This window comes from Streptomyces glaucescens (genome assembly GCF_000761215.1).
In the GTDB taxonomy this organism is placed as follows: domain Bacteria; phylum Actinomycetota; class Actinomycetes; order Streptomycetales; family Streptomycetaceae; genus Streptomyces; species Streptomyces glaucescens_B.
In genome coordinates this window covers 2,231,131-2,257,581 of record NZ_CP009438.1, presented here as the reverse complement: position 1 = coordinate 2,257,581, position 26,451 = coordinate 2,231,131, and the positions used below count along the sequence as shown (strand labels likewise).

At 73.3% G+C, this 26,451-nt stretch carries 23 protein-coding genes; 14 read left to right on the top strand and 9 right to left on the bottom strand.

Translation table 11 applies throughout. The features are described 5' to 3' along the window. The first annotated feature begins 60 nt into the window (after positions 1–60). Entirely contained in the window at positions 61–825 is a 765-nt protein-coding gene (locus tag SGLAU_RS09805) for a hypothetical protein (RefSeq protein ID WP_043500214.1), read from the top strand. Here SGLAU_RS09805 and SGLAU_RS35905 read toward each other — a convergent pair. Next, complete coding sequence (locus SGLAU_RS35905) at positions 726–1,463, bottom strand: hypothetical protein (protein WP_043500211.1); 738 nt, start codon at positions 1,461–1,463, stop codon at positions 726–728. The genes SGLAU_RS09805 and SGLAU_RS35905 overlap by 100 nt on opposite strands. Before the next feature lie 70 nt (positions 1,464–1,533). Beyond that, positions 1,534–2,658 (bottom strand): nicotinate-nucleotide--dimethylbenzimidazole phosphoribosyltransferase, encoded by a 1,125-nt coding sequence (gene cobT / locus SGLAU_RS09795; RefSeq protein ID WP_043500210.1) that lies wholly within the window; start codon positions 2,656–2,658, stop codon positions 1,534–1,536. Positions 2,659–2,836: 178 nt separating this feature from the next. On the opposite strand from cobT, the gene SGLAU_RS09790 reads away from it, so the two are divergent. Continuing rightward, the gene (locus SGLAU_RS09790; protein ID WP_043500208.1) at positions 2,837–3,892 is read left to right on the top strand and encodes a class I SAM-dependent methyltransferase; all 1,056 of its coding nucleotides are present in this window, start codon (positions 2,837–2,839) and stop codon (positions 3,890–3,892) included. A gap of 56 nt (positions 3,893–3,948) precedes the next feature. Here SGLAU_RS09790 and SGLAU_RS09785 read toward each other — a convergent pair whose 3' ends face one another. Further along, on the bottom strand, positions 3,949–5,157 hold the full coding sequence (locus SGLAU_RS09785) for a bifunctional adenosylcobinamide kinase/adenosylcobinamide-phosphate guanylyltransferase (RefSeq protein ID WP_043500205.1): 1,209 nt from the start codon (positions 5,155–5,157) through the stop codon (positions 3,949–3,951). A 113-nt stretch (positions 5,158–5,270) separates the two neighbouring features. Here SGLAU_RS09785 and SGLAU_RS09780 point away from each other — a divergent pair, with 113 nt between their 5' ends. After that, complete coding sequence (locus SGLAU_RS09780; RefSeq protein WP_052413687.1) at positions 5,271–5,534, top strand: hypothetical protein; 264 nt, start codon at positions 5,271–5,273, stop codon at positions 5,532–5,534. Between the two features lie 121 nt (positions 5,535–5,655). Here SGLAU_RS09780 and SGLAU_RS09775 read toward each other — a convergent pair whose 3' ends face one another. Next, on the bottom strand, positions 5,656–6,360 hold the full coding sequence (locus SGLAU_RS09775) for a class I SAM-dependent methyltransferase (RefSeq protein WP_043506447.1): 705 nt from the start codon (positions 6,358–6,360) through the stop codon (positions 5,656–5,658). Between the two features lie 80 nt (positions 6,361–6,440). Further along, positions 6,441–7,043 (bottom strand): DUF3043 domain-containing protein, encoded by a 603-nt coding sequence (locus SGLAU_RS09770; protein WP_078958034.1) that lies wholly within the window; start codon positions 7,041–7,043, stop codon positions 6,441–6,443. Positions 7,044–7,363: 320 nt separating this feature from the next. Here SGLAU_RS09770 and SGLAU_RS09765 point away from each other — a divergent pair, with 320 nt between their 5' ends. The 6 genes from SGLAU_RS09765 (at position 7,364) to SGLAU_RS09740 (ending at position 16,296) form a co-directional block, all read left to right on the top strand. Further along, on the top strand, positions 7,364–8,140 hold the full coding sequence (locus tag SGLAU_RS09765) for a PspA/IM30 family protein (RefSeq protein WP_078957657.1): 777 nt from the start codon (positions 7,364–7,366) through the stop codon (positions 8,138–8,140). Between the two features lie 23 nt (positions 8,141–8,163). Further along, complete coding sequence (pspAA, locus tag SGLAU_RS09760) at positions 8,164–8,442, top strand: PspA-associated protein PspAA (protein WP_043500199.1); 279 nt, start codon at positions 8,164–8,166, stop codon at positions 8,440–8,442. Between the two features lie 122 nt (positions 8,443–8,564). Further along, positions 8,565–9,797, top strand: coding sequence for a sensor histidine kinase (locus SGLAU_RS09755; protein ID WP_043506445.1), 1,233 nt, complete (start codon positions 8,565–8,567; stop codon positions 9,795–9,797). A gap of 155 nt (positions 9,798–9,952) precedes the next feature. Continuing rightward, positions 9,953–10,639, top strand: coding sequence for a response regulator (locus tag SGLAU_RS09750; protein WP_043500197.1), 687 nt, complete (start codon positions 9,953–9,955; stop codon positions 10,637–10,639). A 155-nt stretch (positions 10,640–10,794) separates the two neighbouring features. Next, a complete protein-coding gene (locus SGLAU_RS09745; protein WP_043500196.1) occupies positions 10,795–13,902 on the top strand; it encodes an efflux RND transporter permease subunit in 3,108 nt (1,035 codons plus the stop codon). A gap of 171 nt (positions 13,903–14,073) precedes the next feature. Next, on the top strand, positions 14,074–16,296 hold the full coding sequence (locus SGLAU_RS09740; RefSeq protein ID WP_043500193.1) for a protein kinase domain-containing protein: 2,223 nt from the start codon (positions 14,074–14,076) through the stop codon (positions 16,294–16,296). 15 nt (positions 16,297–16,311) lie between these two features. Here the strand turns inward: SGLAU_RS09740 and nadA are convergent, their stop codons facing one another. Beyond that, positions 16,312–17,496, bottom strand: a complete 1,185-nt coding sequence (gene nadA / locus SGLAU_RS09735) for a quinolinate synthase NadA (protein WP_043500190.1) — start codon at positions 17,494–17,496, stop codon at positions 16,312–16,314. A gap of 382 nt (positions 17,497–17,878) precedes the next feature. Here nadA and SGLAU_RS09730 point away from each other — a divergent pair, with 382 nt between their 5' ends. Continuing rightward, positions 17,879–18,235, top strand: a complete 357-nt coding sequence (locus SGLAU_RS09730; RefSeq protein ID WP_006135694.1) for a HesB/IscA family protein — start codon at positions 17,879–17,881, stop codon at positions 18,233–18,235. Between the two features lie 84 nt (positions 18,236–18,319). Here SGLAU_RS09730 and SGLAU_RS09725 read toward each other — a convergent pair whose 3' ends face one another. Together SGLAU_RS09725 and SGLAU_RS09720 are read right to left on the bottom strand one after the other, a co-directional pair. After that, a complete protein-coding gene (locus SGLAU_RS09725; RefSeq protein WP_043500184.1) occupies positions 18,320–20,068 on the bottom strand; it encodes a hypothetical protein in 1,749 nt (582 codons plus the stop codon). A gap of 135 nt (positions 20,069–20,203) precedes the next feature. Further along, positions 20,204–20,416, bottom strand: a complete 213-nt coding sequence (locus SGLAU_RS09720) for a hypothetical protein (protein ID WP_043500181.1) — start codon at positions 20,414–20,416, stop codon at positions 20,204–20,206. A 131-nt stretch (positions 20,417–20,547) separates the two neighbouring features. On the opposite strand from SGLAU_RS09720, the gene SGLAU_RS09715 reads away from it, so the two are divergent. Continuing rightward, positions 20,548–21,522 (top strand): carbohydrate kinase family protein, encoded by a 975-nt coding sequence (locus tag SGLAU_RS09715; protein ID WP_043500179.1) that lies wholly within the window; start codon positions 20,548–20,550, stop codon positions 21,520–21,522. A 116-nt stretch (positions 21,523–21,638) separates the two neighbouring features. Here the strand turns inward: SGLAU_RS09715 and SGLAU_RS09710 are convergent, their stop codons facing one another. Continuing rightward, entirely contained in the window at positions 21,639–23,015 is a 1,377-nt protein-coding gene (locus SGLAU_RS09710; RefSeq protein WP_043500176.1) for a cysteine desulfurase/sulfurtransferase TusA family protein, read from the bottom strand. 287 nt (positions 23,016–23,302) lie between these two features. Between SGLAU_RS09710 and coxB the strand changes: the two genes are divergently transcribed. Genes coxB through SGLAU_RS09695 form a run of 3 tightly spaced genes read left to right on the top strand, consistent with a single transcriptional unit; the run spans position 23,303 to position 26,384 of the window. Then, the gene (coxB, locus tag SGLAU_RS09705) at positions 23,303–24,262 is read left to right on the top strand and encodes a cytochrome c oxidase subunit II (protein ID WP_043500173.1); all 960 of its coding nucleotides are present in this window, start codon (positions 23,303–23,305) and stop codon (positions 24,260–24,262) included. Beyond that, a complete protein-coding gene (ctaD, locus tag SGLAU_RS09700; protein WP_043500171.1) occupies positions 24,259–25,989 on the top strand; it encodes a cytochrome c oxidase subunit I in 1,731 nt (576 codons plus the stop codon). The genes coxB and ctaD overlap by 4 nt, the downstream gene beginning before the upstream one ends. Next, positions 25,986–26,384, top strand: coding sequence for a cytochrome c oxidase subunit 4 (locus tag SGLAU_RS09695; RefSeq protein WP_043500168.1), 399 nt, complete (start codon positions 25,986–25,988; stop codon positions 26,382–26,384). Before ctaD ends, SGLAU_RS09695 begins: the two co-directional genes overlap by 4 nt. Positions 26,385–26,451 lie beyond the last annotated feature (67 nt).

The following is a 26,451-nucleotide window of genomic DNA, read 5'->3' as shown; positions in this document are numbered from 1 at the left end:
CGGAAGGGTACGCGACCGCCCGGACGGCGCCCCGGGCGGAAACCCCGCACACTGGGACCTATGGGGCAGTGGCTGGAGCGCAACATCGTCGAACCCGGCAAACTCCCCCTGCTGCTCGCCCTCGCCGCCTTCGTCCTCACCTTCGTGGTCACCCGGCTGATCACCCGCATGATCCGCGCGGGCAGGGGCCCCTTCCGCAATGTGCAGGGCGCGGGCGGAGTGCACATCCACCACGTCGTCCCCGGTGTCGTGCTCACCGTCATCGGCGGGTTCGGCGCGGTGGCCAGCGGGCGGGAGGGACTCGGCCCGGCGGTGTGCGCGGTGCTCTTCGGGATCGGCGCGGGACTGGTGCTCGACGAGTTCGCGCTGATCCTGCACCTGGACGACGTCTACTGGAGCGAGGCGGGCCGCAAGAGCGTCGAGGTCGTGGTACTGACGGTGGCCGTGGTCGGCCTGGTCCTCGCCGGGTTCTCCCCGTTCGACGTCAACGGGGTCGACGCCGAGGAGCGCCAGGGACGGGGCACCGTCATCGCCACCGTCGCCGGGAACTTCGCCTTCGCCCTCGTCGCCCTGTTCAAGGGCAAGCTGCGCACCGCGCTGTTCGGCACGATCGTGCCGCTCGTCGCCCTGGTCGGCGCCGTCCGCCTGGCCCGCCCTGGCTCCGCGTGGGCCCGCCGCTTCTACGCCCGCCGGCCGCGCGCCCGTGCCCGCTCCGCCCTGCGCGCCTACCGCCACGACCGCCGCTGGACGGGTCTCTCCCGCAGGCTCCAGGACTGGATCGGCGGCGCCCCGGACGAGCCCGTCCGCGCCCTGGACCACCGCTGACGCAGGGCCCCGGCCGCGCACAGCGCCGACACCGCGGCGATCGCCGCCAGATGCTCCTTGCCGGCGAGGTTCTCCTTCACCAGGACCTCGGCCACCATCGCCGCGGTCACCGCGGCCGCGGTCAGGTACGCCCCGAAGCGCCGGCCGACGTACACCGCGATCCCCACCACGGCCGCCGACGGGCCGGTGTCCACGACGTACGCGTCCGACGCGGGCAGGCCCAGCGGGCCGTGCGGGCCGAGCGCGACGCCGAGCCGGGCGTAGAGGGTCCCGGCGAGCGTGGCGGCGTAGGCGAGCGCGAGGGTGCGGCGGCGGCCGAGGGAGAGTTCCGCGATCCCGAACACCACCAGGATCTGCGCGAGGGCGCCCCACACCGGCAGGTCGAGGGCCGGGACGAAGAGGGAGAGGGGTGTGCGCAGCAGGGCGAGCCACAGCGGGTCGGCCGCCCGCACGGTGCCGGCGCCCTGCACCGGGCCGTACCCCCACGACGTGCCGTGCACCCCGTGCAGCACGGCGGTCAGGCAGACCGCCGCGAGGGTCAGCGGGACCGCCCCGAGCCGCCGCCGGAGCAGCGGCGGCCGCACGGCCGCGTACAGGGGACCCCATTCGGCGCGGGCGAGACGGGCGAGCGTGTTCATCGCCCGGGAAGAGCGCGCCGAACGGGGAGGAGTTCAGCGCGGACGGCGTGACCTGGGTCGCTCGGCCCGCTCAGGCGTCCTGCTTCTGCGCCGCCCCGTCGGCGTCGGCACCGCCCGGCGCGTCCCCGCCCTCCCCGGCTTCCCCGGCCGGCTCCCGCTCCGGCAGCTCCGCCGCCAGCGCCGCCGCGGACTGCACCAGCGGCAGCGCGAGCAGACCGCCCGCGCCCTCGCCGACCTTCACCCCGTGCGTCAGCAGCGGCTCCAGCGCCATCCGGTCCAGCGCCTTGGCCTGGCCCGGCTCGCCGCTGTCGTGCCCGGCCAGCCACCAGTCCGGCGCCCGGAACGCGATCCGCTGGCCCACCAGCGCGCACGCGGCGGTCACCACACCGTCCAGGATCACCGGCATCTTCCGTACCGCGCTCTGCAGCAGGAACCCGGTCATCGCGGTCAGATCGGCGCCGCCGACCGTCGCGAGCAGCTTCAGCTGGTCGCCGAGCACCGGCCGGGCCCGGCGCAGCGCGTCCCGGATCGCGGCGCACTTGCGCATCCACGCCAGATCGTCGATCGCGAGCCCGCCCCGCCCGGTCACCACCGAGGCGTCCGTCCCGCACAGCGCCGCCACCAGCACGCCCGCCGCCGTGGTGCCGCCGACGCTGATGTCGCCGAGGACCACCAGGTCGGTCCCCGCGTCGGCCTCCTCGTCGGCCACCGCGACACCGGCCAGGAACGCGGCCTCCGCCTCCTGCGCGGTCAGCGCGTCCTCGATGTCGATCCGCCCGCTGCCGCGCCGCACCCGGTGCCGCACGACGGCCGCGGGGAGGGTGTCCGGATCGCAGTCCAGCGCCATGTCCACGACCCGCACCGGCACCCCGAGCCGCCGGGCCAGCACGGCCACCGGCCGGGCCCCCTCCAGCACCCCGCGCACCAGCTCGTGGGCGCTGCCCGCGGGCCGCGCCGACACGTCCAGCCCGGCGATGCCGTGGTCACCGGCGAACAGCACCACCCGCGGCTGTCCGACCGGCCGCACCACCGCGGTGCCCTGCGCCGCCGCCAGCCACTCACCCAGGTCGTCGAGGCGCCCCAGCGACCCGGGCGGCACGATCCGGCGTTCCCGGCGCGCCTCGGCATCCCGGCGCACCCCGCCGTCGGGGCGCTCGATCAGATCGGTGAAGTCGTCGAGATTAAGCGAGCTCATTCGCCGAACAGTACCGGCACCGATGGAACGGGGCGGCGCCACCGGCCCACCACGCGGGCGGCACGTCGTTGCACCCAAGATCGCGATCCCATACGTTCCCCTTTGCCTGTGTACGCGTATGTGTACGGGTATGCATCCGTCCGTACCTGTATGTGACTGCCCGTCCCGGGAGCCGCCGATGCCGTCCTCGCCCGCCGCCCCACAGGTGACCGCCCGCCGCCGCGCCGCCTGCCTCGCCGAACTCGCCCACGGCACCGAACGGTTCCTCGCCCCGCGCCGCGCGCAGTGCCCCTGGTGCGGCTCGCCGCGCCTGCGCACCCGGTTCCGCGTGCCCGACCTCCTCCAGGGCAGACCCGGCACCTTCGGAGTCGACGTGTGCCGCGACTGCGCCCACGTCTTCCAGAACCCCCGGCTCACCCCCGCCGGACTCGCCTTCCACTTCGGCGACCCGCAGCCGCGCACCGGCGACCCCCGCGCCTCCCGGCGCCGGATGCGGGCCACGGCCCGCGCCATGCTGGCCTACGGGGAACCCGAGGGCTGGCTCGACGTCGGCACCGGGGACGCGGACTTCCCGGAGGCCGCCCGCGCCTTCTTCCCGTACACCGCGTTCGACGGCCTCGACCCCACCCCGCGCGTCCTGCGGGCCCGCGCGGCCGACCGCCTGGAGGAGGCCTGGGTCGCCCGGCTGACCACCCCCGGGATCACCGACGGACTGCGCGCCCGCTACGACGTCGTCAGCCTGCTGCACCAGCTCGACCGCACCCCGGACCCCCGGGCCGACCTGCGCGCGGCGCTCAGCCTGGTCCGCCCCGGCGGGCACCTGCTCATCGAGCTCCCGGACCCCACCAGCACCTTCGCGACGATCCTCGGCCGCTGGTGGCCGGCGCACACCCAGCCCCGCCACCTCCACCTCATCCCGCCGGCCAACCTCAGGGCGGAACTGGAGTCCCAGGGCTGCGCGATCGTCCGGACGGACCGCCTCCACACGCCCCACGACCTCACCGTGGCGACGACCCTCGCCCTCACCCACGTCCTGCCGCCCCAGGACGCCCCCTGGCGGCCCATCCCCCCGAGCGAGTTCCAGCAGGCCCTGCGCGCCGCCCTCGGCTACGCCACCGCCCCCCTCACCGCGGCCGCCGCGGCGACCGACCACGCCCTCGCGCCCCTGCTGCGCCGCACCGGCTTCGCGAACACCTACCGGATGATCGCCCGCAAGATCCGGCCCACCCCCTGAGAGGTCCCCGCGTCCCCCCGCGTCCGGGGTCCCCGGGGTCCCCGGGGAACGTCCCCCTACCCCCGCAGCACCAGCGCCTGCCCCGCCACCACCAGCACCACCTGCTCGCACTCCCCGGCGACCGCCGCGTTCAGCCGTCCCAGCTCGTCGCGGTACCGCCGCCCCGACGCCGTCGCCGGCACGATCCCGGAGCCCACCTCGTTCGACACGGCGACCACGACCCGGCGGGCCTCCCGCACCGCCGCCGCCAGCTCCCGCACCCGGTCCCGCAGGGCCCGCTCACCGCCGTCCGCCCACTCCGCGTCGTCCCACGCCCCGACCGAGTCCATCGCGTCGGTCAGCCACAGCGACAGGCAGTCGACCAGCAGCGGCGGCCCCTCGTCCTTCAGCAGCGGCACCAGGTCGCACGTCTCCACGGTCCGCCACGAGCCCGGCCGCCGCTCCCGGTGCGCCGCCACCCGGGCCGCCCACTCCCCGTCCCCGCCGCGCGTCCCCCCGGTCGCCACGTAGACCACGTCCGGGAACGCCTCCAGCCGCCGCTCGGCCTCCACCGACTTCCCGGACCGCGCCCCGCCCAGCACCAGCGTCCGCCGCGGCACGTCCGGCACGTCCTCGTACGCCCCGACCGCCAGCGTCGCCCCGTCCGGCACCGCCCGCGCCCCGGCCGCGGCCAGCCGCCGGTGCAGCTCCGGCCCCGGCGGCACGTCGTGATCGAGATGCACGGCGACCACGTCCGTCGTCGGCCCGACCGCCCCCACCGCCCGCAGCCGCGCCAGCGCGTCGGGACGCCCCACCACGTCGGCCAGCACCATGTCGTACGGCTCCGCGTGCGCCGTGCCCTCCTCCAGGCCGGCCGGGGCACCCCCGGGCGGCAGGTACAGCAGCCGCCGCCCGTCCGGCCCCGACACCGCGTACCCCGTGCCCGGCGAGTCCATCGCCACCGCCCGCACCCGGTGCCCCGTCAGCAGCGCCAGCTCCCGCCCGTCCGGCACCCGCCCCGGCTGCGGCAGCCCGGCCGGCACCTCGACGGCCGGCCCGTCGTGCGGATGCGACAGCAGCACCTGCCGCACCCCGCCCAGCGACCGCCCCGCACGCGCCGCCGCGAGGGCCGCCCCCGGCGTCAGGTCCAGCAGCAGCGCGCCGTCCAGGAGCAGCGCGGTCGCCGCCCGGGCGTGCGGCCCCAGCGCGGTCGCACACGCCGCGCAGGGGCAGTCGGGGCGGGGCAGTCCCGCGGGGGCACCGGTGCCGAGCAGAGTCAGTTCCACGGACCCGATTTTCCCGTGTCCCCGCAGGTCTTGCGCGCCCGGCTAGGCTCAGGGCAGGAGCCGGACCAAGATCCGGCCCGGGCTCTGCTGGTGCCGACACCTGGGAGGCGTACATGGCGGCATGGACGTGGCGGTTCGAGAAGAACGACGGGACGGAGGTCCAGCCCGCGGTCCAGCCCGAGGAGTTCACCACACAGGGCGACGCCGAGTCGTGGATCGGGGAGCACTGGAAGGACCTCCTCGACGGGGGCGCGGACCAGGTCCGCCTGTACGAGGACGGCACGGAGATCTACGGCCCGATGAGCCTGCACGCGGAGGACGCGGAGGACGCGGCGGACGCGGCCGACACGGCGGACGCGGCCGAGGCGACGCCGTAGCGAAGGCCGCACGCGGGAGGCGGTGCCGGCGACGGCCGGCCGCGACGACCGAGGGGCGGCCCGCACCGGGCCGCCCCTCGTGTTCCGTTCCCTCCGCCGCACCCGGTGCGCGCCCGCGGTCTCAGCCGCGTACGCCGCACAGGTGCAGCAGCGCCGCGACCCCCCGGTACGGGTCCGTCCGCCCGGCCTTCTCCTCCACCGCAAGCAGCGTCTCCAGGTCGGCCGGCGCCTCCGCGCCGTCCGCCGCCGTGTCCGTGAAGACCCGCACCCCGTACCAGGCGTGCAGCGGCGCCCCGATCCCGGCGAGCGTGGCGGTCAGCGTGCTCAGCCGGTCGGCGCGCACGTCCAGCCCCAGCCGGTTGCGGTACGCGGTCGTGTCGAAGGAGGCCAGCGCCCCCGCCCAGTCGCCGGACAGGCCCGGCCGCATCGCCAGCGCGTCCCCGTTGCGCACCAGCAGCGACAGCAGACCGCCCGGCGCCAGCACCCGCGCCAGCCCCGCCAGCAGCGGATCGGGCTCCTCGACGTACATCAGCACGCCGTGGCAGAGCACCACGTCGAAGCTGCCCGGCAGGAAGTGCACTCCCGTGTCCCGGCCGTCGCCCTCGATGATCCGCATCCGTTCCCGGATGCCCTCCGGCTCACCGGACAGCGCGGTGCGCGCCGCGGCGATCATCGTCGGGTCCTGCTCCAGGCCGGTGACCCGGTGCCCGGCGCGGGCCAGCCGCAGTGCCTGCGTGCCCTGGCCCATCCCCACGTCGAGCACCCGCAGCCGCTGCCCGACCGGGAAGCGCCCGACTATCTGCTCCTCGAGCTGCCGGGCGACCAGCTCCTGTCGTACGACATCGCGCAGACCGCCCACCTTGCTGAGCCAGGCGTCGGCCGCGCCCCCGGTGAACGGCGCAGCGCTCAGGGCCGCTCCCCGCGCTTGACCTGCGGCTTGGGCAGCCGGAGCCGGCGCATCTGGAGAGAGCGCATCAGGGCGTAGGCGACGGCGCCGCGCCGGTTGGTGTCGGGGAAGCGCTCGGCCAGCCGCTTCTTCAGGCGGAAGCCGGTGACGAACGAGTCCAGCACGATCAGGACGATCACCACGAGCCACAGCAGCAGCGCGACGTTCTGCAGCGCGGGCACCCGCACCATGCTGAGCACCAGGATGACCACGGCCATCGGCAGGAAGAACTCCGCGATGTTGAACCGCGAGTCGACGAAGTCGCGCGCGAAGCGGCGCACCGGGCCCTTGTCCCGGGCCGGCAGATAGCGCTCGTCACCGCCCGCCAGCGCCTGGCGCTGCCGCTCCAGGGCGGCCCGGCGCTCCTCGCGCTGACGCTTCACGGCCTCCTTGCGCGTCATCTGCGTGTTGGCCACGCTGCGGCGCTGCGACTGGGCCTCGCTGCGCTTGGGGGTGGGCCGGCCCTTCGGGGCCTGCGGGTCACGGGGCTGCTTGGAGAGGGTCACCGGCGCCTTGTCGGCGACGGCTGCCTTCTCATCCTTGGTGGCACGGCTACGGAACACGAAACCCAAGGGTACGGGGTGCCCGGGGTTGGACCCCAGCCCCGCGGGGAACGATCCGGCAACACCCATCGTCTGTAAGGGGACAGACGGGACGATGCGTGCGCCCCGGGCCCTGGCGGGCACCCGGGACGTACCCGGGGATCACCTACTCCCTAGGCCGGAGGGGACGCGGTCCTCAGTCGTCCTTGGGGAGGAGCGCATCCGTCCCCGAACAGTGCGTCAATGGAAGCAGGGCCCGTACTGTGGGTTCTGTCGCAGAGCTGGAGCCTTAAGTCGTCAGAAGGGGGCGCGCGAAGCCCATGAGCGGTGTCATGAAGCGTATGGGGATGATCTTCCGCGCGAAGGCGAACAAGGCCCTTGACCGGGCCGAGGACCCGCGCGAGACCCTCGACTACTCGTACCAGAAGCAGCTGGAGCTGCTCCAGAAGGTGCGCCGCGGCGTCGCCGACGTCGCCACCTCCCGCAAGCGCCTGGAACTCCAGCTCAACCAGCTGCAGCAGCAGTCCGGCAAGCTGGAGGACCAGGGCCGCAAGGCGCTCGCGCTCGGCCGTGAGGACCTGGCCCGCGAGGCGCTCTCCCGCCGCGCCGCCCTCCAGCAGCAGGTCACCGACCTGGAGACGCAGCACGCGACGCTCCAGGGCGAGGAGGAGAAGCTCACCCTGGCGGCCCAGCGGCTCCAGGCCAAGGTCGACGCCTTCCGCACCAAGAAGGAGACGATCAAGGCGACCTACACCGCGGCCCAGGCGCAGACCCGGATCGGCGAGGCGTTCACCGGCATCTCCGAGGAGATGGGCGACGTCGGCCTGGCCATCCAGCGCGCCGAGGACAAGACCGCCCAGCTCCAGGCCCGGGCCGGCGCCATCGACGAGCTGCTCGCCTCGGGCGCCCTCGACGACCCCACCGGCATGGCCAAGGACGACATCCAGGCCGAGCTGGACCGGCTCTCCGGTGGTACGGATGTGGAGCTGGAGCTGCAGCGCATGAAGGCCGAACTGGCCGGAGGCACGTCCGGCGGCCAGCAGGCCATCGAGGGCGGCACCGGGCAGCGGCAGCCCCAGCAGCAGCCGCAGGACACCCCGCGGTTCGACAAGCAGTAGGGGCCCACGCCTAGGAGGGCGACATGATCGTACGGATCATGGGGGAGGGGCAGGTGCGGCTGGCCGACAGCCACCTCGCCGAGCTGAACGAGCTGGACGACGAACTGCTCGCCGAGATGGAGCAGGGCGACGGCCCCGGCTTCCGCCGCATCCTCAGTGCCCTCCTGAGCCGGGTCCGCGAACTGGGCACCCCGCTCCCCGACGACTCCCTCGAACCCTCCCAGCTCATCCTGCCGTCCCCCGACGCGACCCTGGACGAGGTCCGCGCCCTCCTCTCCGACGGCGGCCTCATCCCCGACTGACGACACCCACGCCCCGCGGACCCCCGGGGGTCCCTCCGCGGTGACCCCCGGGGCCCGGGTCCGCCGGACCGTCCCGGCCGACTCCGGGCCGGGGAGCCGCTGCCCCGGATACCGTGGGCGGCGTGAGCACCCTGCAGCGCGCCCGGCACCGACTCAAGGCCCATCCGATGGCGCTGGACGCCGCACTGGCAGCGGGCGTGCTGCTGTGCATGGTGGCGGGGTCGTTCGCGGACCCGCACGGCGGCGACGGCGTCACCTGGAGCCTGCGCACCCCGGACGGACTGAGCCTGGTGCTGATGGTCCTCGGGGCCGCCGCCCTGGCGTTCCGCCGCCGCGCCCCCCGCACGGTCCTCGCCTTCACCGGCGCCCTCTCCCTCGTCGAGTCCGCCACCGGCGACCCGCGCGCCCCCGTCGCGATGTCCGCCGTGATCGCCCTCTACACCGTCGCCTCCACCACGGACCGCCCCACGACCTGGCGCGCCGGCCTGCTCACCATGACCGTGCTGACCGGTGCCGCCATGCTCTGCGGCCCACTGCCCTGGTACGCCCAGGAGAACCTGGCGATCTTCGCCTGGACCGGCATCGGCGCCACCGCGGGCGACGCCGTCCGCAGCCGCCGCGCCTTCGTCCAGGCCATCCGGGAGCGCGCCGAACGCGCCGAACGCACCCGTGAGGAGGAGGCCCGCCGCCGGGTCGCCGAGGAGCGCTTGAGGATCGCCCGCGACCTGCACGACGTCGTCGCCCACCACATCGCCCTGGTCAACGTGCAGGCCGGGGTCGCCGCCCACGTCATGGACAAGCGCCCCGACCAGGCCAAGGAAGCCCTCGCCCATGTCCGCGAGGCCAGCCGCTGCGCCCTGGGCGAGCTGCGCGCCACCGTCGGGCTGCTCCGCCAGTCCGGCGACCCGGAGGCCCCCACGGAGCCCGCCCCCGGCCTGGACCGCCTCGACGAACTCGTCGCCACCTTCCGCAACGCCGGCCTCCGGGTCGAGGTCGCCCGGACCGACCACGGCACCACCCTGCCCGCCGCCGTCGACCTCGCCGCCTACCGGGTCATCCAGGAGGCCCTCACCAACGTCCAGAAGCACGCGGGGACGGAGGCGAAGGCCGAGGTCAGCGTGGTGCGGGTGGGCCCGCACATCGAGATCACCGTCCTGGACGACGGCGCCGGCGACGCCCCGCCCGGCGACGCCCCGGCCGGCGACGGCGGCGGGCACGGCCTGCTCGGCATGCGGGAACGCGTCACCGCGCTGCGCGGCACCCTCACCACCGGGCCCCGCTACGGCGGCGGCTTCCGCGTCCATGCGATCCTGCCGGTCGAGGGCCGTGCGGGTGCCGAAGGGCGGCCCGGATGACCATCGCCGCGGGGAACCCAGGTGACGGCCGCCGCGGGGAGGCACGGACGGCCACTGCCGGGGCGGAGGCCCGGGCGTCCACTGCCGAAGGGGGAGCCTCGTATGACGATCGCCGTGGGGGAGCCTCGTATGACGACCGCCGAGGGGGAGCCCGTATGACCATCCGTGTCCTGCTCGCCGACGACCAGGCCCTGCTGCGCAGCGCCTTCCGCGTGCTGGTCGACTCCGAGCCGGACATGGAGGTGGTCGGCGAGGCCTCCGACGGCGCCGAGGCGGTGCGGCTGGCGAAGGAACGGCAGGCCGACGTGGTCCTGATGGACATCCGGATGCCCGGCACCGACGGCCTCGCCGCGACCCGCCTGATCACCGCCGACCCGTCGCTCGCCCACGTCCGGATCGTCATCCTGACCACCTTCGAGGTCGACGACTACGTGGTGCGGTCGCTGCGCGCCGGCGCCTCCGGCTTCCTCGGCAAGGGCAGCGAACCGGAGGAGCTGCTGAACGCGATCCGGGTCGCCGCGGGCGGCGAGGCGCTGCTCTCCCCGGCCGCCACCAAGGGCCTGATCGCCCGTTTCCTCGCCCAGGGCGGCGACGGCCGGGACGGCGAGCACGACCCGGACCGCGCCGGCCGGCTGGACGCGCTGACCGTCCGCGAACGCGAGGTGCTGGTCCTGGTCGCCGGCGGCCACTCCAACGACGAGATCGCCGAGCGCCTCCAGGTGAGCCCGCTGACCGTGAAGACGCACGTCAACCGGGCCATGGCCAAACTCGGCGCCCGGGACCGGGCCCAGCTCGTGGTGATCGCCTACGAGTCGGGGCTGGTCCGTCCAAGGGTGGACTGACCGGATACGGCGCTACTCCAGCCGCAGTATGCGCGGCATAAGGAAATGGACCTGGGGGCGACGGCCGGGACCTGTGCCATGGACCAGGGTGTCGGAGTGGGCGCCTGTCCGCGCCCACCGCTTCGCTCAAGGCCACGGAAGAGAGACGCTGACCCATGTCCTGGCTGTCCAGATTCAGCCTCGCACAACGGGCCCTGATAGGGCTGATGTCCATCATCGCGCTCGCCTTCGGGGCGATAGCGATCCCGCAGCTCAAGCAGCAGCTGCTGCCCACCATCGAACTGCCCATGGTGTCGGTGCTCGCGCCGTACCAGGGCGCGTCCCCGGACGTGGTCGAGAAGCAGGTCGTCGAACCGATCGAGGACAACCTGGAGGCGGTCGACGGCATCACCGGCGTCACCTCCACGGCGAGCGAGGGCAACGCCGTCATCGTGGCGTCCTTCGACTACGGCAACGACATCGACCAGCTCGTCGCGAACGTCCAGCAGGCCGTCAACCGGGCCCGCGTCCAGCTCCCGGACGACGTGGACCCGCAGGTCGTGGCCGGCTCCACCGACGACATCCCGACCGTCGTCCTGGCCGTCACCTCCGACAGCGACCAGCAGGCCCTCGCCGACCGGCTCGACCGGACCGTCGTCCCGGACCTGGAGGACATCGACGGCGTCGGCCAGGTCACCGTGGACGGCGTACGCGACCTCCAGGTCACCGTCACGCCGGACGACCGCAAGCTGGCCCGGGCCGGGCTGACCGTCCAGTCCCTCGCCGAGGCGCTCCAGGCGGGCGGTGCCACCGTCCCGGCCGGCTCCTTCGACGAGGGCGGCGCCAACCGCACCGTGCAGGTCGGCGGCGGTCTCACGTCGCTGAAGCAGATCGAGGACCTGATGGTCACCGGCGAGGGCGCGCGGCGCCCCGTCCGGCTCGGTGCCGTCGCCGAGGTGAGGCAGGAGGCGGCCCGCGCCGACTCCCTGACCCGCACCAACGGCGAGCCCAGCCTCGCCGTCGCGGTCACCATGGACCGCGACGGCAGCGCCGTCGCCATCTCCGACGCCGTCCGCGACAAGCTGCCGCGGCTGCGCGCCGACCTGGGCTCCGGCGCCACCATCACGGTCGTCAGCGACCAGGGGCCGGCGGTGTCCAAGTCCATCGAGGGGCTGACGACGGAGGGCGCGCTCGGTCTGCTCTTCGCCGTCCTGGTGATCCTCGTCTTCCTCGCGTCGATCCGCTCGACCCTCGTGACGGCGGTCTCCATCCCGCTGTCGGTGGTCCTCGCGCTGATCGTCCTGTGGACGCGCGACCTGTCGCTGAACGTCCTCACCCTCGGCGCCCTGACCATCGCCATCGGCCGGGTCGTCGACGACTCGATCGTGGTCCTGGAGAACATCAAGCGGCACCTCGGCTACGGCGAGGAGCGCCGGGAGGCCATCCTCAACGCGGTCCGCGAGGTGGCCGGCGCCGTCACCTCCTCCACCCTCACCACCGTCGCCGTGTTCCTGCCGATCGGTCTGGTCGGCGGCATGGTGGGCGAGCTGTTCGGCTCGTTCTCGCTGACCGTGACCGCCGCGCTGCTGGCGTCCCTGCTGGTCTCCCTGACGGTCGTCCCGGTGCTGTCGTACTGGTTCCTGCGGCCCCCCAAGGGCACCCCGGAGGACGCCGACGAGGCCCGCCGGCTGGCGGAGGAGAAGGAGGCGAAAAGCCGCCTCCAGCGGATCTACGTCCCGGTCCTGCGGTTCGCCACGCGCCGCCGCCTCACCAGCGTGGCCATCGCGGTCGTCGTCCTGATCGGCACCTTCGGCATGGCCCCGCTGCTGAAGACGAACTTCTTCGACCAGGGCGAGCAGGAGGTCCTCACCGTCAAGCAGGAGCTGAAGCCCGGCACCAGCCTCGCGGCGACCGACGCCCAGGCGAAGCGGGTCGAGAAGCTGCTCGCCGGCATCGAGGGCGTCGAGGACTACCAGGTCACCGTCGGTTCCTCCGGCTTCATGGCGGCCTTCGGCGGCGGCACCGACACCAACCAGGCGTCGTACTCGGTGATGCTGGCGGACTCGGCGTCGTACGAGGACGTCGAGAAGGCCATCGACGAGGGCCTGAAGAAGCTCGACGGCATCGGCACCACGACCATCGCCGCCGGTGACGGCTTCGGCAGCCAGGACCTCAGCGTGGTCGTGAAGGCCGCCGACGCGCGGGTGCTGCGCGAGGCCGCCGAGCAGGTCCGTGAGGCGGTCGCCGGCCTGGACGACGTCACCGACGTCACCAGCGACCTCGCCCAGAGCGTCCCGCGGATCTCGGTCCGCGCCAACGAGAGGGCCGCCGCGGCCGGTTTCACCGACCAGACGCTCGGCGCGGCCGTCACCCAGGCGGTCCGCGGCACCACCGCCGCCCGGGCCACCCTGGACGACACCGAGCGGGACGTCGTGATCCGCTCGGCGCGTCCCGCGGACACCCTGGCCGAGCTGAAGCGGCTCCCGCTGGGCCCGGTGAAGCTGGGTGACATCGCCGACGTCCGGCTCGTCGACGGCCCGGTCTCGATGACCCGCATCGACGGCCAGCGCGCCGCCACCGTCACCGCCAAGCCGACCGGCGACAACACCGGTGCGGTCAGCGCCGACCTCCAGTCGAAGATCGACGCGCTGGACCTGCCGGAGGGCGCCACGGCCGAGATCGGCGGTGTCTCCGAGGACCAGGAGGAGGCCTTCGCCAACCTGGGCCTGGCCATGCTGGCGGCGATCGCGATCGTCTTCATGCTGCTGGTCGCGACGTTCCGGTCGCTGGTCCAGCCGCTGATCCTGCTGGTGTCGATCCCCTTCGCGGCGACGGGCGCGATCGGTCTCCTCGTCGCCACGGGCACCCCCATGGGCGTCCCCGCGATGATCGGCATGCTGATGCTGATCGGCATCGTGGTCACCAACGCGATCGTCCTGATCGACCTGATCAACCAGTACCGCGCCCAGGGCTACGGCGTCGTCGAGGCAGTCGTCGAGGGCGGCCGGCACCGCCTGCGCCCCATCCTCATGACCGCCCTGGCGACCATCTTCGCCCTGCTGCCGATGGCCCTCGGCATCACCGGTGAGGGCGGCTTCATCGCCCAGCCCCTGGCGGTCGTGGTGATCGGCGGCCTGGTCACGTCCACCCTGCTGACGCTGCTGCTGGTCCCGACGCTCTACGCGATGCTCGAACTCCGCAAGGAGCGGCGCGCGAAGAAGCGGGCGGCGAAGCGGGCCGCGAGGGAGCGGTCGCGGGAGGCGACGGAGCCGGCGGGCGTGTGACACGACGCGCGACGAGCGAACCGGCCGGGTCCCGTAGGCACGGGGCCCGGCCGTTCCCCTGTGACCCGGCGGGAGCACCCGCGCCCCCGCGCCCGGACGCCTCCGTGCCATGACCGCCGGTTACGTATCCTGTGCGCGCGAACTGCTCAACGGGGGAAGGGGAAACGGGCGGTGACACTGCACAGGGACGATCCGCGCTCACTCGGCGGGTACAAGCTGATCGACCGGCTCGGAGCCGGGGGCATGGGGGTCGTCTACCGGGGCAGGGCCCGCTCCGGGCGCGAGGTCGCCGTCAAGGTGGTGCACGCCCAGTACGCGCAGGACCCCGTCTTCCGGGCCCGCTTCCGCCAGGAGATCGAGGCCGTCCGCAGGGTCAGCGGCGCGTTCACCGCGCCCGTCGTGGACGCCGACCCGGAGGCGGACCGGCCCTGGATGGCCACCCAGTACGTCCCCGGCCGTTCCCTCGCCGAGCGGATACGCGCCCACGGACCGCTCCGCGACACCGAGTTGCGGCGGCTCGCGCTCGGCCTGGTCGAGGCACTCCGGGACATCCACCGGGCCGGCGTGGTGCACCGCGACCTGAAACCGGCCAACGTCCTGATGGCCGAGGACGGGCCGCGCGTCATCGACTTCGGCATCTCCCGCGCCACCGAGAACCTCACGCTGACCGAGACCGGCCAGATGATCGGCACCCCGCCGTTCATGTCCCCCGAACAGTTCACCGACGCCCGCTCGGTGGGCCCCGCCTCCGACGTCTTCTCCCTCGGCGCGCTGCTGGCGTACGCCACGACCGGGCGCGGCCCGTTCGACGCGGAGAGCCCATACCTGACGGCCTACCGGGTCATCAACGACGACCCGGTCCTCGACGGGGTCCCGCGGCAACTGCGCGCGATCCTGGAACGCTGCCTGACCAAGAAGCGCGAGGAGCGGCCCGGACTCGACGAACTGGCGCGGGAGTTCGCCACGGTCCTCCCCGAACCGGACCCCGGCGACCAGCAGACCGTCACCCTGCGCCTCGGCCCGCCGGCTCCGCGGGCGGAGCCCACCCGTCCCGGTACGGCCGCCGGCCGGGACACCGAGCGCCCCGGCCGCCGCCCCGGCCGCGTCCGCCCCCTGCTCGCCGTCACCGGCACGGTCGGCGCGCTGGCCCTCGGCCTGACCGCGTACCTGCTGGGACCCGGCGCGGACGGCGGTACGGCGCCCGCGCGCGCGACCGGCCCGAAGGCGAGCGCGCCGTCGCGGTGGGGGACGCTGCCCGCGGGCTGGCGCCCGTGGCAGACGAGCATCGTGGACACCGGGTCGACGGCGACCGTGATCGGCGGCGGCGGCAGCGTCGGCGAGTCGCGGTGCCTGCTGCACGAGGCCGCCGTCTACTGCGGGAGCGACATGACGCTGCCCGTGCGCGTGGACGCGCTCAGCGGCAGGATCCGCTGGCGGGCCGACCTGCTGCCCGAGGGGAGTCCCCGCGACACGTATGTCTCCGGCGCCGTCATCGGGGCGGAAGGGGAGACGGTGATCGTGCGCCGGGCCGTGTCCGACGAGGAACTGGAGAACGAGTCGGTCAGCCTGGTCGGCCTGGACAGCGGCACCGGACGGCCGCTGTGGGCCCGTCCGGTCGGGGAGGAGGGCGTCACTCCGGTCCTCGCCGGCGGCCTGGTCCTGGCCGCGGACGGCCGTACGCTCACCGCCCGCGCACCGCGGACCGGAGCCGAACGGTGGTCCGCGCAGCTGCCCGCGCGGCACTTCTGCTCGTTCCTGACGGAAGTCCCCGAGGACGTGTACCTGCACTGCGAGCACGAAGAGCGGGACAGCTCGTTCCTGCTGCGCTTCGATCCGTCCGACGGCTCCACCCGCAAGGTGACCCTGCCGGCCGCCAGCGGGATCGCCGGCGCCCTCGACGGCCGGCTGCTCCTTCTGCAGTGGTCCGACGAGCCGGTCGAGGACGAGGCGTACGACGCCGCCGTGCTGCTGGACCCCGCCACCGGCGACCGCCGGCGGGTGCGCTTCCCGGAACCCCTGCGCGGGCGGGTCGCACTGGCCGGCGACACCCTCTGGACGGCCACGTCCAACGGCATCGTCCGCGCTGTCTCGCCGCGGACGGGGGAGGAGCTGTGGCGCACCGAGACCACCCTGGAACAGCCCAACACGCCCGTACTCCGGGAGGCCGACGACACCGTGTTCGCGGCGAGCCTCAGCGGCAGGGTGGCCGCCCTGGACGCCGGCTCGGGCAAGCTGCTGTGGGAGACGCGCCCGCGGTCCGAGCAGGTGATCGACGACGGCTGGTCCCGGTCCGAGCTGTTCCTGCACGAGGGCGCCGTGATCGTGGCGACCCCCGACGGCACCCTCTTCGGCCTCGACCCCGCCCACCCCGACCGGCGGCCCGCGTCGGGGTGAGCGGCGGCAGGCCGCCTACGGCAGCGCCAGCATCCGCTCCAGTGCCAGCTTGGCGAACGCCTCCGTCTCCTTGTCGACCTCGATGCGGTTGACGAGGTTGCCCTCGGCCAGGGATTCCAGCGCCCAGACCAGGTGGGGGAGGTCGATGCGGTTCATGGTGGAGCAGAAGCAGACCGTCTTGTCGAGGAAGACGATCTCCTTGCCCTCGGGAGCGAAACGGTTCGCCAGGCGGCGGACCAGGTTCAGCTCGGTGCCGATGGCCCACTTGGAGCCGGCCGGGGCCGCCTCCAGCGTCTTGATGATGTACTCGGTCGAGCCGACGTAGTCCGCCGCGGCGACGACCTCGTGCCTGCACTCCGGGTGGACGAGGACGTTCACCCCGGGAATGCGCTCCCGGACGTCGTTGACCGAGTCGAGGCTGAAGCGGCCGTGGACCGAGCAGTGGCCCCGCCACAGGATCATCCTGGCGCCGCGCAGCTCCTCGGCGGTCAGGCCGCCGTTCGGCTTGTGCGGGTTGTAGATCACGCAGTCGTCCAGGGACATGCCCATGTCGCGGACGGCGGTGTTGCGGCCGAGGTGCTGGTCGGGCAGGAAGAGGACCTTCTCGCCCTGCTCGAACGCCCAGTCCAGGGCCCGCTTGGCGTTGGACGAGGTGCAGATCGTGCCGCCGTGCTTGCCGGTGAACGCCTTGATGTCGGCGGACGAGTTCATGTAGGAGACCGGGACGACCTGCTCGGCGATGCCGGCGTCGGTCAGTACGTCCCAGCACTCGGCGACCTGCTCGGCCGTCGCCATGTCGGCCATCGAGCAGCCGGCCGCGAGGTCGGGGAGGACGACCTTCTGGTCGTCGGAGGTCAGGATGTCGGCGGACTCCGCCATGAAGTGGACGCCGCAGAAGACGATGTACTCAGCCTCGGGGCGGGCGGCGGCGTCGCGGGCCAGCTTGAAGGAGTCGCCCGTGACGTCCGCGAACTGGATGACCTCGTCGCGCTGGTAGTGGTGGCCCAGCACGAAGACCTTGTCGCCCAGCTTCTCCTTGGCCGCGCGGGCGCGCTCGACCAGGTCCGGGTCGGACGGCGAGGGCAGGTCGCCGGGGCACTCCACGCCGCGCTCGCTCCTCGGGTCGGCCTCGCGGCCGAGGAGCAGCAGGGCGAGGGGCGTCGGCTGGACGTCGAGCTCCTGGGTCTGGGCGGTGGTCACGACACGCACCCTTTCTTTTCTGCGGCTCGCCGGCCCGGGGAGCGGACCGGCGGATGGCGGGACAGCGCTTCGACCTTTTCGTCGAAATGACGCTATCTATCATAACTGGTTCACGTCACTTTGACGATGTCCATAGCGTCGATGTGACGTGAATCCCGATGTCCGGAACGTCGCCTTGCCGCGCCGGCATTCCCGTCCCCCGCCGGCTCGGCTCCGGCGCCCTGTCCGCTCGCTCACAGGGCGCTGTCCGCCCGCCCGCGCATGTGCGAGCATGAAAAAGAAGCCAAGGAGAAATGACTCGGGCGCGCCCCGGAATGAATCCGCGGCCCCGCCGGTTGCAACCGTCGGCAAGCAGTCTCCGTACAACCCGGGAGAGATGTAGATGTCCGTATCGGACGAGACCACCACCGTCACCGACGGCATCATCCTGACCGACGCCGCCGCGTCCAAGGTCAAGGCGCTGCTCGACCAGGAAGGCCGCGACGACCTCGCGCTGCGCGTCGCCGTCCAGCCCGGCGGCTGCTCCGGCCTGCGCTACCAGCTGTTCTTCGACGAGCGTTCCCTCGACGGTGACGTGGAGAAGGACTTCGGCGGGGTCAAGGTCGTCACCGACCGGATGAGCGCCCCGTACCTGGGCGGCGCGACCATCGACTTCGTGGACACGATCGAGAAGCAGGGCTTCACGATCGACAACCCGAACGCGACGGGCTCCTGCGCCTGCGGCGACTCGTTCAGCTGAGCCCGCACCAGCCGGGTGAGGCAGTGACGTGAGGCGGTGGCCCCCGGCCGGGGGCCACCGCCTTCGCGTGTGCGCAGCGACCCGCTAGCGGGGCAGTCGTGCCCCGGGCTTCTCCAGCGGGACCGCCTCGCCGTCCGGCCCGACCACCTTGCGGTCACCGAGTGGCTCGTCCAGTCGCACCGTGCGGTGGTGCACCTTGGCGATCATGATGCAGACCTTGTCCGGCCACGGCTTCTCGGTCACCGTCACCGTCACCCGGTCCGCGCTCTCCGTCGCCGTCGCCGTGTAGTCCGCGCAGACCCCGCCGGTGAAGGCGACGGTCAGCTCATCGCCCTCGGCCGTGTAGCCCTCCACCGCCACCTTCCGCTCCTGCGCGGGCTCCTCCGGCCCCGTCGGCCGCGGGCTCGGGTCGCCGCCCGTCGCCCCGGACGGCGCGGGCGAGGCCAGATAGCGCGGGTCGACCGCCGGGTACGTCACGGTGAAGCCCTCGGCCGCGCCCGGTGCCCGCACCTCGAACAGCCAGGACGGCACCAGCGTCTGCCGCGCGTCCACGAAGTGCGAGGCCAGCCCGAAGACCGCCCGCTCCACGACGACCGCCTCCCGCCGGCCCTCCCCGGCCGCCGAGGTCCCGCACGGCGCCTGCGCCCGGTCGTCCCCCAGCGGTACGGGACTGGCGCAGCCGCCGATGCCGGCGCGACGGCCGGGCTCCTGCGCCGCGTTCAGCCGGTCCAGCGTCCGGCGGGCGTCCAGCACCGGATACGTGGCCCCCTTCACCGGCGCCTTCAGCTGGCCGCTGCCGGTGACGACCTCGCCCTGGGCGCCGACCGTCAGCCCGGTCGGCCAGCCGTACGTCGGCAGTCCGCCGACCACCGGGTCCGCGGTGACCACCCGGTCCGCCCCGTTCACCCGGGAGGCGTCCACCCGCGCGGAGTCCTGCCCGAGCGCCTTCAGCACCGGCGCCGCCGCCTTGCGCGCCGCGGCCTCGCCGACCGGGTCCACGGACGGGGAAGCGGGCGCCTTGGCGCAGACGGTCACGCTCTCGCAGTCGTCGGTGCCGGGGGCGTACCGGTGGAACGTCCAGGTCCCGGGCGCCCGCCGGTTCACCTGGAGACTCGGCCCCTGGCCGTCCTTGCCGGACCCGGCCTTCCAGGCCTGCCCCTCGGCCACCGGCGTCCCGTCCACTCCGAGCGCCGCGGCCAGCCGCGTCACCTCCGCCTCGGTGACCTCGCCCTTCGCCCAGTACACGGGCGCCGAGCCGGGACCCTCGGGCAGTGCTCCGGACGCCCGGTAGGTGACGCCGTTCGGGTCGGGCTCACCGGGCGCGATGCCGTTCCCGGCACCCTCGGCGTAGCCGTCGAGGGCCAGCGGCGGGGGAGTGCCGTTCCCGCCGGGCGCCCCGGACCCGGTCCCGGCGCCGGTTCCGCCGCCCGCCGACGCGGCGAGGTACGCCCCACCGCCCCCGGCCAGCAGCACGGCGGCGGCCACGGCGGCGACGAGGGCGGGGGAGCGGCGCCCGGACGGCGGCTCCGCCCGGGCGCGCTCGGCCGCGGGCCCCTCCCGCGACCCGGCCACGGACCCCGCCTCCCGCGCACCCTCGGCCTCCGGCGCTGCTCCCGCTCCCGCCGCGCCCTCGGCTTCGGGCGCTGCTTCGGCTTGCGGCGTGCCCTCGGTTCCGGGCGCCGTTTCCGCTCCCGCCGCGCCCTCGGCTTCCGGCGCGGCCTTCCCGTTGTCCGGCGCGGTCTCCCGGGAGGCGCTCGCGTCCGCCGCCGCACCTTCGGCGGCGCCGGACTCTCCCACGACCTCGTCGTCGTTCTCGGGTCGCTCGGTGTTCACCGCATCGCTCCTTCGGCCGCACGGCTGTTACGGGGGACAGCGATGGGACGCGCAGGAGCGGCGCGCGGTTCCCCCTCCGACCCCGCCGGAGGTTCCCCCTCCGGCCCCGCCGGTGGCGCGGTCGCGGCGTCGGGCTCAGTCGCCGTAGTCGGACATCGCGTCCAGCACCCGCGCCGAGCCCGGCGGCACGGTCACGCCGTGGATCCGGGAGGGGGACACGGGCCGGGCCGCGATCCGGTCCGGCGCCGTCCAGTGCGGGGCCATCCGGGCGCAGTCGCCGCGCAGCGACGCCAGGCCGCCTTCCGGATCGGTGGGTGCGGGGGCCGCTACTGCTCCGAGGTTCGTCATGGCGGCACCGTAGGCACGGGCCGGCTCGCGAAGAAAGCTCTACTATCGGGTAGTTTCCTCCGCTTCAGGGCGGGGCCGCGCAACGGGTAGCGTGGATTGTCATTACCCCTCCACCCAGGAGCGTTCACGCCGTGCGCATCGCAGTCACCGGCTCCATCGCAACCGACCACCTGATGACCTTCCCCGGGCGCTTCGCCGACCAGCTCGTCGCGGACCAGCTGCACACGGTCTCGCTCTCCTTCCTGGTCGACAACCTCGACGTCCGCCGGGGCGGCGTCGCTGCGAACATCGCCTTCGGCATGGGCCAGCTCGGCACCCGGCCGATCCTGGTCGGCGCGGCCGGCTTCGACTTCGACGAGTACCGCGCCTGGCTGGACCGGCACGGCGTCGACACGGGCTCGGTGCGCATCTCCGAGACGCTGCACACCGCCCGCTTCGTCTGCACCACCGACGCCGACCACAACCAGATCGGCTCCTTCTACACCGGCGCGATGAGCGAGGCCCGCCTGATCGAGCTGAAGACCGTCGCGGACCGGGTCGGCGGCCTCGACCTGGTCCTGATCGGCGCCGACGACCCGGAGGCGATGCTCCGCCACACGGAGGAGTGCCGCTCCCGGGACATCCCGTTCGCCGCGGACTTCTCCCAGCAGATCGCCCGGATGGACGGCGAGGAGATCCGCATCCTGCTGGACGGGGCCACCTACCTCTTCTCCAACGAGTACGAGAAGGGCCTCATCGAGTCCAAGACCGGCTGGACGGACGCCGAGATCCTGGCCAAGGTCGGCACCCGCGTCACCACGCTCGGCTCGCGCGGCGTGCGCATCGAGCGGGTCGGCGAGGACCCGATCGAGGTCGCCTGCCCGGAGGAGGAACGCAAGGCCGACCCCACCGGCGTCGGCGACGCCTTCCGCGCCGGGTTCCTGTCGGGTCTGGCCTGGGGGGTCTCCCCGGAGCGGGCGGCACAGGTGGGCTGCATGCTCGCGACGCTGGTCATCGAGACGGTCGGCACGCAGGAGTACCAGCTGCGGCGGGCGCACTTCATGGACCGGTTCACCAAGGCGTACGGGCACGACGCCGCGGCGGAGGTCCAGGCGCACCTGGGCTGAGCGCGCGCGCCCGCCCGTCCGCCGGGCGGGCGCCTCGCCGGCCGCGGACGCGCGGCGCCCGGCCGCGCTCGCGGCGGCTGCCGCGCCGGCCCGGTCCCGCTCCGCCCGGGGGCGGGTCAGCCGGTCCGGCGTACGACGTAGGCCGTGCCCTGCTCCGCCGGTTCCTCGCCCAGGTACTCCTGCCCCCGCATCTCGCACCACGCCGGGATGTCCTGGCGGGCCGCCGCGTCGTCGGCGAGGACGCGGACGGTGCCGCCCACCGGCACCTCGCCGATCACCTTCGCCAGCTCGATCACCGGCAGCGGGCACAGCTTGCCGAGGGCGTCCAGGACCAGCGCGTCGTCCTGCCGTACGACCGCGGCGGACGGCGCGCCCAGCTTCTCCCGCACCCCCGCCACCACCCGGGGCAGCACCTCGAGGAACGCGTCGACCTCCTCGGAGACGGTCCCCGGCGGCAGCGACACCCGGACGTTGCCCTCGCTCAGCACCCCCATCGCGCGCAGCACATGGCTGGGGGTCAGCGTGCTGCTGGTGCAGGACGATCCGGACGAGACCGAGAACCCCTCCCGGTCCAGCTCGTGCAGCAACGCCTCCCCGTCGACGTAGAGGCAGGAGAAGGTGACGATCCCGGGCAGCCGCCGCTCCGGCTCGCCCACCACCTCCACGTCCGGCACCAGTTCGGGCACCCGGGCCCGGATCCGGTCGGTGAGCCCGCGCAGCCGTACCGCCTCGGCGTCCGCCTCCGCCCGTACGGCCCGCAGGGAGGCCGCGGCGGCCACGATCGCGGGGATGTTCTCGAAGCCCGGGGCCCGGCCCGACTCCCGCTCGTCGGCCGGTCCTTGCGGCGCGAACCGCACCCCCTTGCGGACGACGAGCAGTCCGACCCCGGACGGCCCTCCCCACTTGTGGGCGCTGGCGGCCAGCAGCGACCAGTCGCCGGCCACCGGGCCCCAGCCCAGCGACTGGGCCGCGTCCACCAGCAGCGGCACCCCGGCCGCCCGGCACGCCTCGGCGACCTCGGCCACCGGCTGCACGGTGCCCACCTCGTGGTTGGCGGACTGAAGACACGCCAGCGCGGTGTCCTCGCGCAGCGCGGCGGCGTACACCGACGGGTCCACGGCGCCCGAGCGGTCCACCGGGACGCGGGTGACCGTGCCGCCGGCTGCCTCGTGGGCCTCGGCCGAGTGGAGCACCGAGGAGTGTTCGACGGATGACACGATCAGGTGGCGCCCGACCCGTCGCCGGCCCGCCAACACGCCCGAGACGCCGGAGTGCACCGCGCGGGTCCCGGAGGACGTGAACACCACCTCGTCCGCCCGGCATCCGACCGCCTCGGCGACGGCTTCCCGTGCCGCGTCCAGCAGCAGCCTGGCCTTGCGCCCTTCCCGGTACAGCCGCGCGGGGTCCGCCCACCCCTCGTCCAGGGAGGCCAGCAGGGCCTGACGGGCGACGGGGTGGAGGGGGGCCGCGGAAGCGGCGTCGAAGTAGGCCATACGGCAACGCTAGACCGCGCCGCGGACAACGTGCGCCAAGGGGCGCGGGGATGCGTCCGCGGCGGCTCCCGCGCGCGGCGCGACCAGCCACGACGGGCCCGCCGCCGCCAATCCAGCGAACCCGCGGAGTGACTAGGCACCCCTCCCCGCGAACCCCCGGAGAGGGTGGGCTAGGGTTTGGTCCGCATAAACATCCAAACCCCTGCCCGACGCAGGGCGGCGACCGACCAGCGAGAAGGCCAGGCCGCAGCCGATCCGCGCGGGCGAGACTCTCGGGAAGGCGCTACGTGAGTCCCAACGGCTCCGACCGCTCGCCGCGGCGCCCGATGCGGCGGAAGCTGCTGCAGGCACTGACCGCGGGCCTGGTCCTGGCGACCGCCACCGGTTGCACATGGGAGGACTTCCCCCGCCTTGGTATGCCCACCCCCACCACGGAAGAGGCGCCGATCGTCCTCTCCCTCTGGCAGGGCTCCTGGGCTGCCGCGCTCGCCGTCGGCGTGCTGGTGTGGGGCTTGATCCTCTGGAGTGCCATCTTCCACCGGCGCAGCCGCACCAAGGTGGAGATCCCTCCGCAGACCCGGTACAACGTGCCCATCGAGGCGCTGTACACGGTCGTCCCCATCATCATCGTCTCGGTCCTCTTCTACTTCACGGCCCGCGACGAGTCCAAGCTGCTCAGCATGGACAAGAAGCCGGATGTCACGGTCAACGTGGTCGGCTTCCAGTGGAGCTGGTGCTTCAACTACATCGAGAACGTCGACGGTTCCACGGGCGACGCCAAGACCGCCCGGGAGCTCGACTCGGTCCCGGAACGCTACAAGAAGGACTTCCCGGACAACGCGGGCGGCGTCTACACCTGCGGCACCCCGGGTGAGCGCAACCCGCAGACCGGCAACCCCGGCCCCACCCTGTGGCTGCCGGAGGGCAAGACGGTCCGCTTCGTCCTCACCTCGCGGGACGTCATCCACTCCTTCTGGGTGGTGCCGTTCCTGATGAAGCAGGACGTCATCCCGGGCCACCCCAACGCCTTCCAGGTGACCCCGAACCGGCAGGGAACCTTCCTGGGCAAGTGCGCCGAGCTGTGCGGCGTCGACCACTCCCGGATGCTGTTCAACGTGAAGGTCGTCTCGCCCGAGCGTTACGAGCAGCACCTGAAGGAACTGGCCGAGAAGGGCCAGACCGGTTACGTCCCCGCCGGCATCGAGCAGACCGAGCACGAGAAGAACCGGGAGGCGAACATCCTGTGAGTATCGTCAACGAACCCGCAGGTGCCCCCGAGGCCGGCACCTACGAGAACGAGCTGCCGGTCCGGCGCAAGCAGCCCGGCAACGTCGTGGTGAAGTGGCTGACGACCACCGACCACAAGACGATCGGCACCCTGTACCTGACGACGTCGTTCGCGTTCTTCTGCATCGGCGGCGTCCTGGCGCTCTTCATGCGCGCAGAGCTGGCCCGTCCGGGCCTGCAGATGATGTCGAACGAGCAGTTCAACCAGGCGTTCACGATGCACGGCACGATCATGCTGCTGATGTTCGCGACGCCGCTGTTCGCGGGCTTCGCGAACTGGATCATGCCGCTGCAGATCGGCGCCCCCGACGTCGCGTTCCCGCGGCTGAACATGTTCGCCTACTGGCTCTACCTGTTCGGCTCGCTGATCGCTGTGGGCGGCTTCCTCACCCCGAACGGCGCCGCCAGCTTCGGCTGGTTCGCCTACACCCCGCTGTCCGACGCGGTCCGCTCGCCGGGCCTCGGCTCCGACATGTGGATCATGGGCCTGGCCTTCTCCGGCTTCGGCACCATCCTCGGCGCGGTCAACTTCATCACCACGATCATCTGCATGCGCGCACCCGGCATGACGATGTTCCGCATGCCGATCTTCACCTGGAACGTCCTGCTGACCGGTGTCCTGGTCCTGCTGGCCTTCCCGGTCCTGGCGGCCGCGCTGTTCGCCCTGGAGGCGGACCGCAAGTTCGGGGCGCACGTCTTCGACGCGGCCAACGGCGGCGCCTTGCTCTGGCAGCACCTCTTCTGGTTCTTCGGGCACCCAGAGGTGTACATCATCGCCCTGCCGTTCTTCGGCATCATCAGTGAGGTCATCCCGGTCTTCTCCCGCAAGCCGATGTTCGGCTACTGGGGTCTGGTCGCGGCGACCATCGCGATCGCCGGTCTGTCCGTGACCGTGTGGGCCCACCACATGTACGTCACCGGCGGTGTGCTGCTGCCGTTCTTCTCCTTCATGACGTTCCTGATCGCCGTACCGACCGGTGTGAAGTTCTTCAACTGGATCGGCACGATGTGGAAGGGCTCGCTGTCCTTCGAGACACCGATGCTCTGGGCGACCGGCTTCCTGATCACCTTCACCTTCGGTGGTCTGACCGGTGTCATCCTGGCCTCGCCGCCCATGGACTTCCACATCTCCGACTCGTACTTCGTGGTGGCCCACTTCCACTACGTCGTCTTCGGCACGGTCGTCTTCGCGATGTTCTCCGGCTTCCACTTCTGGTGGCCGAAGTTCACCGGCAAGATGCTCGACGAGCGGCTGGGCAAGATCACCTTCTGGACGCTGTTCGTCGGCTTCCACGGCACCTTCCTGGTCCAGCACTGGCTGGGCGCCGAGGGCATGCCGCGCCGGTACGCCGACTACCTGGCGGCCGACGGCTTCACCGCCCTGAACACGATCTCCACGATCAGCTCGTTCGTGCTCGGCCTGTCGATCCTGCCGTTCTTCTACAACGTCTGGAAGACGGCCAAGTACGGCAAGCCGGTCGGCGTCGACGACCCGTGGGGCTACGGCCGCTCCCTGGAGTGGGCGACCTCCTGCCCGCCGCCGCGGCACAACTTCCTCACCCTGCCGCGGATCCGCAGCGAATCCCCGGCGTTCGACCTGCACCACCCCGAGATCGCCGCCCTGGAGCAGCTCCAGAACGACGGCCAGCGTGACGCGCTCGTGGGCAGCAAGGAGGCCGGCAAGTGAAGATCCAGGGCAAGATGTTCATGTGGCTGAGCGTCTTCGTCCTCGCCATGGCGGTCGTCTATGGCGTGTGGTCGAAGGAGCCGGCCGGCACCACGGCCCTCTTCCTGGCCTTCGGCCTGTGCATCATGATCGGCTTCTACCTGGGCTTCACCGCCCGGCGGGTCGACGTCGGTGCGCAGGACGACCTGGACGCCGATGTCGCGGACGACGCCGGTGAGCTGGGCTTCTTCAGCCCGCACAGCTGGCAGCCGCTCTCCCTGGCGATCGGTGGCGCCTTCGCCTTCCTCGCCGTCGCGGTCGGCTGGTGGCTGCTGTACTTCGCGTTCCCGATCGTCCTGATCGGCATCTTCGGCTGGGTCTTCGAGTACTACCGCGGTGAGAACCGCACCCAGTAGCACGCGCCGGACCCACCGTGAGCCCGGACACTCCGTCAGGAGCGTCCGGGCTCACGCCTTTGCAGCA

Coding starts and splice junctions, on each gene's coding strand:
- SGLAU_RS09745 (WP_043500196.1), top strand. CDS start 10,795: ATGTCCTGGCTGTCCAGATTCAGCCTCGCACAACGGGCCCTGATAGGG.
- cobT (WP_043500210.1), bottom strand. CDS start 2,658: ATGAGCTCGCTTAATCTCGACGACTTCACCGATCTGATCGAGCGCCCC.
- SGLAU_RS35905 (WP_043500211.1), bottom strand. CDS start 1,463: ATGAACACGCTCGCCCGTCTCGCCCGCGCCGAATGGGGTCCCCTGTAC.
- SGLAU_RS09710 (WP_043500176.1), bottom strand. CDS start 23,015: ATGGCCTACTTCGACGCCGCTTCCGCGGCCCCCCTCCACCCCGTCGCC.
- pspAA (WP_043500199.1), top strand. CDS start 8,164: ATGATCGTACGGATCATGGGGGAGGGGCAGGTGCGGCTGGCCGACAGC.
- SGLAU_RS09765 (WP_078957657.1), top strand. CDS start 7,364: ATGGGGATGATCTTCCGCGCGAAGGCGAACAAGGCCCTTGACCGGGCC.
- SGLAU_RS09790 (WP_043500208.1), top strand. CDS start 2,837: ATGCCGTCCTCGCCCGCCGCCCCACAGGTGACCGCCCGCCGCCGCGCC.
- SGLAU_RS09805 (WP_043500214.1), top strand. CDS start 61: ATGGGGCAGTGGCTGGAGCGCAACATCGTCGAACCCGGCAAACTCCCC.
- SGLAU_RS09750 (WP_043500197.1), top strand. CDS start 9,953: ATGACCATCCGTGTCCTGCTCGCCGACGACCAGGCCCTGCTGCGCAGC.
- SGLAU_RS09730 (WP_006135694.1), top strand. CDS start 17,879: ATGTCCGTATCGGACGAGACCACCACCGTCACCGACGGCATCATCCTG.
- SGLAU_RS09780 (WP_052413687.1), top strand. CDS start 5,271: ATGGCGGCATGGACGTGGCGGTTCGAGAAGAACGACGGGACGGAGGTC.
- SGLAU_RS09720 (WP_043500181.1), bottom strand. CDS start 20,416: ATGACGAACCTCGGAGCAGTAGCGGCCCCCGCACCCACCGATCCGGAA.